The following is a 6,517-nucleotide window of genomic DNA, read 5'->3' on the forward strand; positions in this document are numbered from 1 at the left end:
TATTAGATATTGATTTTTAACTAAAAAATGAGGAGTTAAAATGAATAATTTAAAAATTTCATCACTATTGTTGGTAGGAGATTCTAAAGAGAGAGAATATTTTGAAAACTATTTCAATAAGATAGAATTGGTTTGTAGTAACCGTGAGGCTCTATCTTCTTATCATAAAAACTCATTTTCTGCTATTTTTTTAAATTGTGGCTTAAATGAGTTAGAGTATAGTGCATTTAATATTAGTAAAAAAATTAGAGAAAATGATACTCGAACAGTTATTGTTATACTTGCCGATAGCCTAGATAATGATAGATTGAAAAAAGTACTGCCTCTACATCTATCAGGATGTATTGAGAGACCATTTAATCGGAGTCAGGTTGAAGATGTACTCTCTAATGTTGAAAAAGATTTAGAGTTTTTATCTACAGATATAACCAAACTAAAGGATGGTTACCACTTTTGTACTAATCAGCAGATATTTTATGATTCTCTTCATTGTGAGATTAAGCTAACCAAAAATGAGCTTAAGCTATTGAACATATTGTTAAGAGTAAAAGATAATATTATCACAGAAGAGTCTATTGCTAGTGAAATTTGGGAGGAGGAGATGTGGAATCATAACTCTGATGAGATAAATTATACAAGTCGACTCAAAAATCTACTCTACAATCTCAGAAAAAAATTACCAAAAGATAGTATCTCAAATAGCTATAAATTGGGATACAAACTAATCTACTCTTGAAAAAGGTTTCAACTCCTTTTTTATATCAGCATAAGACTATTGAATTTAGGATAGTTTTTTAATTAAAAATTTAGACAAGGGAATCCCTTGTCTCTACTGTTTTTAAATTGAAATATTATACCCCTGGTGCTTTCCACATTGATGTTGTTAATCCTCTATCGACAAGAGAGAGTTGAGCTTGGTATATCTTCTGCCACTTCTCTTTTATCTCAGCATATTTTTGATGATTTTGCATATCAGGTTCAATCTCTTTTTCCCATTTAACTATCTCTTTAGAAGCCTCTGCCACAGAACCATAGAGTCCAGTTGCAACTCCTGCCAACATCGCCCCACCAAGTGCTGTCGCCTCTTTCACCACTGGAATTTTCACAGATTTACCTGTCACATCAGCTAATATTTGTGACCACAAAGCTCCCTTACTAGCTCCTCCTGCAAAAGTAATAGTGTCACTATATACCCCTGAAAACTTAGATATATTCTCCAAATTTATAGCCGATACTATACAAGCATTCTCTTCCAAACTCCTAAACATAGATGCTCTATTGCAGATATTTGGGTCAATGCTTAGATTGATAAATGATGGACTGGCATGATACCACTTTCCATACTTCATCACATCACTAAATATAGGCATAATCCCATGAGAACCTAGAGGTATCTTTTTTGCTTTCTCTTCAAGTATAGCATATACATCCTTCCCTCTTTTTTTTGCCTCTATCTTCTCCATATCGCAAAAAGCATCCCTAAACCATCTCATAACAAGTCCAGAGAAGAAGGTTATCCCCTCTGCTTGTGAGAGACCTGCTATCACATGTGGATTGAGACGGATTCCCATATCCAACGGAGGAGTTACAGATGAGTCGATATTGACTACCTGTTGCCAAAAGCTACCACCCAAGATAGCCATTTCACCTCTGTTTACAACGCCAAGACCTGCTGAACCTAGCTGAACATCGCCACCACCCATAACAACTAGTGTGCCTTGTTCCAAACCACTATGCATACTAGCCTGTACCGTCACCTCACCAATCGGCTCTGACGGCTCATATACTTTTGGAAAAATATCACTCTTTAGTCCTACTTTTTGGGCTTGATGAGAAGCCCAATCTCTATTTTTTAGAGAAAATATACCTGTAGTTCCAGCATTTGATGGCTCTGTTGCAATAACACCCGATAGTTTTGCCAATATCCAATCACTAATCATTGAGATTTTATCAATTTTTTCATAGATTTCAGGTCGATTATTTTTTATCCAAAGAAGCCTCGGCAATGCTCCAAGAGCAAAGGTCTGTCCAGACTCTTGATAGAACTGCTCCTCTATCCCTACAAAATTCTCTTTTAGTTCTCTAACCTCTTTGAACGCTCTCGCATCTACATTTGCCACACCCCAAAGCTCGTGTCCGAACTTGTCATAGAGAACAATACCCTCTCTCATGCTAGAAGCCGTGATGGCTTTTATATCTGTAGTCTCTATATCTGCACCTGCCACAGCTCTTTTGATACACCTACAGACCAAACCCCAATTGGTTCTAAAGTCAAAGTTCATAGAGTTATCTACATCCTCTTCATGAGAATGTTCCCACTCCTCTTGCCCTACTCCTCTTTGGTTGCCAAGCTCATCAAATATAACTGCTCGTACACTTCCTGTTCCTGCGTCTATGGTCATTAAGTAGCTCATAATTTTTTCCTGTTTTTTTTGTTCGATTTCATCGAACCTACTTTAGTTTCATCTGTTCTAGTTCCCAGTACTCCATGTAGAAACTCTGCTCTTCGTTGATGCTTTTGTATCCACCTAGTTTTTTGGCGTTTATCATAGCTTTCATCGTGTGGTTGTTTATATCCTCTATAATAGAAGCTTCTTTTTCATCTTTGCCAAAACTTATCGTTCCAAAATCTCGTAGCACTGCCCAATTCGGAGCTGGATTTAGCATAATCTCACTATCAATATAGTGCCGTTCAAAATAGTCATGATAGGCTTTAATATAGTTATTTAACTCTTTTTCGTAATCATCTTCAAAAATAATAGGTACTCTCTTGGTTCTGATAATATGTTCAGGAGTTAAAACACCCTGCTGAGAGAGTGTCATATCCTCTTTGGTAGCAAACTGTTTGGCAATCTTTGATTGGTTGACTTTTAGCGTCACCTCATACCCTTTTGCTTCTGAGATAAGTTCTTGAATCTTATTGAGGTCATGAGTTTTTTGCTTTTTTGCTTTTCTAATATATCTCTCTGCTAGATTCACTGCATCTATCATATTATCATAACTCTCTTTGGCATCATTTGCAAAAGTAAAGATACCATGATTGTGCAAGATAATCCCTTTTATATTCTCCCACTCTATCCCATCAGTCATATTGTAGACTATCTTTGCCAACAAAAATCCAGGCATAACATAAGGAATAATCAAATAGCCTTCATAGATCTCTTCGATTAACTCCTCTCCTCTATTTGTATTAGATATAGTCACCATAGCATCAGCATGTGTATGGTCAACAAATTTATAGGGAATCAGAGCATGGAGTATCGCCTCTACAGAGGGATTGGGAGCAGACTTATCTATCAGAGCCTCTTTTTGATACTTGACCATATCACTATCGCTCAGTCGTTCATGCTCTAAGAGCATTATGAGGTCTATAGTCTTAGTAGGAGAGAATCCCTCTTTTTCTATAGTAGCCAAATCCCAACCACTACCTTTGACATATAGAGTACCCCCTATCTTTACAGAGGTGTTACCTCCACCATGCAAAACCAAACTATCATCACTGCCCAAAAGCCTTGATGTATAGACTCTCAACTCTAAATCATCTAATTTTTTCGTTTTCTTTGTATTGTATAAATTTTTCATAGGCGAATTGTACCACTTACTTATATAAAAAATAGAATAAGTTAGAATATATTATAAAGCTTCGACCTCAACTCTGCTATCTATATCTACAAGTATAAATCTATCACCCTTCTCTATAGTCGATAGTTTCACTCGTTTACCATTTAAAATAACCTCTGCCCATCCATCTTTCTGTTTTAGTTTTGGGTCATTGAGTTTTAGTTGTTGAGCCAAAAGAGCTAGTTTAGACTCATATTGTGAAATTTTATACTCTATTATTCGTCCAAACTCATCTTGCAGATTTTCAAACTCTCTCTCCACCAAAGTTATTTTTCTAGAGACCGATTGTCTCTGCAACTCTTGTGAAAGTGATTTCAGGGCTATCTCTTTGGTTGAGACAATCTGATTAATAGTTCTAACATATCTCTCCTGCATCTCAGAGAGCGTATAAAGCACCTCATTCTGATCAGACAAAATCATTTCGATGGAAGCCGAAGGAGTAGGAGCCCTCAAATCAGCCACAAAATCACTAATTAAAACATCCACCTCATGCCCAACAGCAGAGACCACAAATGTGTCTAGATTAAAAATAGCATCAGCCACAATCTCCTCATTAAAAGCCCATAAATCCTCACGACTTCCACCACCACGCCCCACAACAATAGCATCCACCCCAAGAGTATCAGCATAAGCCAAAGCCTCTGCAATCTGTGAAGCCGATTTATCACCTTGAACCAGAGTATCAATCACAGTCACCTCAACAAGTCGCCACCGTTTATCTATAATTTTCAGCATATCTTGCAGACCAGCACTCCCACTAGCCGTTACCAATGCAAGTTTTTTGATATATTTAGGTTGTGGCTTTTTTCTATTAGGGTCAAAATAACCCTTCTGTTCCAACTTCTCTTTGAGCTGTTCATAAGCCAACTCCAAAGCCCCTCGCCCAAAAGGTTCAACAGAAACAGTCATAAGCTGATACTCACCACGAGGTGTATAGACAGATATAGAGCCATTTACTATCACATGCTGTCCACGCTCTAACCTAAATTTCATACGATTTGCATTTGAGCGAAACATTACACACTTGATACTTGATTTTGCATCTTTGATGGAGAAGTAGACATGTCCAGAGTTGTGATAGGTTACTGATGATATTTCACCCTCTACTAGGATGTGCATGAATGTTGTCTCTAGTAGGGATTTTATTTTGATGTTTAGAGATGATACGGTCATGGTTGCGTGATTGTTCAAGATTTCATTCTCCCTATATTATTTTGATACATTCCCCAAAGGAGCATAATTATCTGTTTATCTTTATCAGTTAAAACATCTATTTGGTTGAGAAAAATTTGAAAATCGCTATAAATATCTAAACTAACTGCTGAAAACTGCCTATCTATTTTAGATTTATCATAAATTTCTCTAAATGCTAATCCCATTAACTTAACCATATTCTCTACACTAAGTTTAGGTTTCATCTGAATTATTGTTTCAAACTTCTCTTTAACTCTATTACTATGGTCTGTTATAATCTCTTCTCTTAATTCACTTAACTGTTGTCGATTCAGATTGCAAACTTTGATACTGTATTTCACTCTTTCATTATCAGTAACTATGTTACCTTTTTTATCAAAGTGTATATCTCTTACAAACTTATCCATTTCAGGATGTAACAGTTTTGGTTTCTCTTTAGAGTTATACTGTTCTAAACTTCTATGAAGTGACTGTAAAGAGTCCATATTTTTATCATAATCAACTCTAATTCCATCTATATCAAAGCAGTTTGATTTGGATATATTGCATATTTTACAAGAGGGCAAGAGATTATCCCAAGCAAAAGCCAACCAATAATAGGATTTAAAAGAGTCACATCTACTCAAATTGGATGAGTTCTTAGGTCTAAAATGCTCTATCTCTGCATAAGAGTTCCTCAAAGAAGCTTCACAAAAAGCACATTTATAGTGATAAATTTTCTTTAAACTATTTTTTACAACTTTCTTATTATCATTATATTCTGAGCCTGAACAGTAACTCTTAGCCTCTATATTTTCATTGAACTTTTTTTGAATCTTCTCACAGTTCAGATGAGTTGGAACAGGCTCACTTCGATACTCATGTTCTCTCATTATAAGATTCCAACTGTTGTAAAATATCATCTTTTAGGGACTCATCATCAGGAGAAGAGAGCATCTTATCTATGGATCTGTTTAACTCATGAGCTTGATAATCATCACTGCTCAATAAGTTGTCTTCCTTGAATGCTCTTGCTTTTGAACTCTCCATACCAAATAGTGGTGAAGTACTTAAAATATTAGCTGTATAGTCAGAAAGACTGCTTATCGGTTCACTTATTTTTGTCTCCCCATCCTCTTTATAAACCTTATAAAAAACAGCGTCATCTCTAGCTCCAAGAATAGTTACTATACTATGTGTAACCATTATAAACTGTATATTTGGAAAAACTTTTCTAAGATTATAGACAAAATCATATTTCCACTTTGGATGTAGATACAAATCAATTTCATCAATTAATACTATGGCTTTGAAATCTGCTAATTTTTTAATTTTATCTTTTTCATTCTCTATTAATCTCGAAACTAAATCACAAATCCATATAATAGTACTTTTATAACCCTCTGATAATGTTTCAAAACTAATTGAAACTCCTCTATCCTTAACAACTACTTCTCCACTGTTTTTTTCTATTTTTAAATCATCTATCAAAATATTTTCATTTAATTTCTTAATAAACTCTTTAATAATCTTATTATTTTTGTTTAAAACTTCTAAAGGGTCTTTTAAAAGTGTAGTTTTTCTATAATCACTTGTATCAAATAGTCCCATATACCCATATTTATCAATTTGAGATTTACTACTAGAAGTTTTATTTCTATTAATTCCATAAGCAAAAACATTTTGAATATTTAAATTATTACTATAGTAATCAGAGCATTCA

General features: G+C 34.9%; 6 protein-coding genes. 1 reads left to right on the top strand and 5 read right to left on the bottom strand.

The window, feature by feature from the left end; all coding sequences use genetic code 11:
• The first annotated feature begins 40 nt into the window (after positions 1 to 40).
• Positions 41 to 736 (top strand): winged helix-turn-helix domain-containing protein, encoded by a 696-nt coding sequence (locus GSY74_RS05220; protein WP_164664050.1) that lies wholly within the window; start codon positions 41 to 43, stop codon positions 734 to 736.
• Positions 737 to 851: 115 nt separating this feature from the next.
• Here the strand turns inward: GSY74_RS05220 and lsrK are convergent, their stop codons facing one another.
• The 5 genes from lsrK to GSY74_RS05245 all read right to left on the bottom strand — a co-directional run.
• The gene (gene lsrK / locus GSY74_RS05225; RefSeq protein WP_164664051.1) at positions 852 to 2,414 is read right to left on the bottom strand and encodes an autoinducer-2 kinase; all 1,563 of its coding nucleotides are present in this window, start codon (positions 2,412 to 2,414) and stop codon (positions 852 to 854) included.
• A gap of 37 nt (positions 2,415 to 2,451) precedes the next feature.
• Positions 2,452 to 3,582 (bottom strand): class II aldolase/adducin family protein, encoded by a 1,131-nt coding sequence (locus tag GSY74_RS05230; RefSeq protein ID WP_164664052.1) that lies wholly within the window; start codon positions 3,580 to 3,582, stop codon positions 2,452 to 2,454.
• A 51-nt stretch (positions 3,583 to 3,633) separates the two neighbouring features.
• Complete coding sequence (gene xseA / locus GSY74_RS05235; RefSeq protein ID WP_255494550.1) at positions 3,634 to 4,812, bottom strand: exodeoxyribonuclease VII large subunit; 1,179 nt, start codon at positions 4,810 to 4,812, stop codon at positions 3,634 to 3,636.
• Positions 4,809 to 5,687, bottom strand: a complete 879-nt coding sequence (locus GSY74_RS05240) for a hypothetical protein (RefSeq protein ID WP_164664053.1) — start codon at positions 5,685 to 5,687, stop codon at positions 4,809 to 4,811. Before GSY74_RS05240 ends, xseA begins: the two co-directional genes overlap by 4 nt.
• Positions 5,674 to 6,517 (bottom strand): AAA family ATPase (locus tag GSY74_RS05245; protein ID WP_164664054.1); only part of this gene is annotated, 844 nt, incomplete at its 5' end. The genes GSY74_RS05240 and GSY74_RS05245, both read right to left, overlap by 14 nt.

This window comes from Sulfurovum sp. bin170 (assembly GCF_010892395.1).
GTDB lineage: Bacteria > Campylobacterota > Campylobacteria > Campylobacterales > Sulfurovaceae > UBA1140.

Coding starts and splice junctions, on each gene's coding strand:
- GSY74_RS05220 (WP_164664050.1), top strand. CDS start 41: ATGAATAATTTAAAAATTTCATCACTATTGTTGGTAGGAGATTCTAAA.
- lsrK (WP_164664051.1), bottom strand. CDS start 2,414: ATGAGCTACTTAATGACCATAGACGCAGGAACAGGAAGTGTACGAGCA.
- GSY74_RS05230 (WP_164664052.1), bottom strand. CDS start 3,582: ATGAAAAATTTATACAATACAAAGAAAACGAAAAAATTAGATGATTTA.
- GSY74_RS05240 (WP_164664053.1), bottom strand. CDS start 5,687: ATGAGAGAACATGAGTATCGAAGTGAGCCTGTTCCAACTCATCTGAAC.